The organism is Pontibacterium granulatum (genome assembly GCF_029961155.1).
Lineage (GTDB): Bacteria > Pseudomonadota > Gammaproteobacteria > Pseudomonadales > Balneatricaceae > Pontibacterium > Pontibacterium granulatum.
The window spans coordinates 1-1,047 of the sequence record NZ_JASBRH010000058.1 but is presented as its reverse complement, the minus strand read 5'-3'; the positions used below and the strand labels follow the sequence as shown (position 1 = coordinate 1,047).

General features: G+C 50.6%; 1 pseudogene. It reads left to right on the top strand.

The annotated features are described in order from the left end of the window. Window positions 1-77: 77 nt before the first annotated feature. A pseudogene (locus QKW35_RS21205) lies at window positions 78-1,047 on the top strand (IS3 family transposase); the annotation flags it as partial.

The window sequence follows — 1,047 nt, the reverse complement described above, 5'->3', positions numbered from 1 at the left end:
TGTAAACCTCCCCTAAAATAGCGGCATCCACATTTAGAGTTCTCCGGCGTACACTACGCCAATACGGAGAGCTAACAATGAAGAAATCACGCTACACGGAATCTCAGATCGTTAAGATCCTGAAAGAAGTAGAAGCTGGCAGGCTGGTCAAAGAAGTCTGCCGTGAATACGGAATATCGGACGCTACGTATTACAACTGGAAATCAAAATACGGTGGTATGGAAGCCTCTGATGTAAAGCGGCTCAAGGAGCTGGAAGAGGAAAACCGGCGATTGAAGGCAATGTTTGCCGATCTCAGCCTTGAGCACCGGGTGCTCAAAGACATCATCGAAAAAAAGCTGTAAAGCCAGCGATTAGGCGGGAGCTTGTCGATTATGCCAGAAAAGAGCATGAGATAAGCCTCCGTATGGCCTGTCGCGCAGTTGGCATCAGTGACTCGGTTTATCGCTATCAACCTGACGCCCACAGGGATGATCCCGTGATCTTAAAGCTACAAGAAGCGGTTGAGCGTTACCCTGCTTACGGCTTCAGCAAGCTCTTCAAAATCCTTCGGCGCTGGGGACACTCGTGGAACCACAAGCGGGTGTATCGGCTGTATTGCGAACTCAATTTGAATAAACGGCGACGAGGAAAAAAGCGATTGCCCAGCCGCTATCCAGAACCGCTAGCAGTTCCCGCGGCGGCGAATCACTGCTGGTCGATGGACTTCATGAGCGACAGCTTGTTCTGTGGTCGTCGTTTCAGAACGTTCAACCTGGTGGACGACTTTAATCGGGAAGCTCTGGCGATCGAGATCGATCTCAATTTACCAGCACCTCGTGTGATACGAGTTCTGGAAAGAGCCGTAGCATGGCGCGGATACCCAAAGAAACTTCGCATGGATAATGGCCCGGAGTTTATCTCTGCGGCCCTGGCCGAATGGGCAGAAGAGCACGGTATTCAGCTTGAGTTCATTCAACCGGGTACGCCCACCCAGAACTCCTATGTCGAGAGATTTAACCGCACTTACCGCGACGAAATCCTGAATATGTATGTGTTCAGAACACT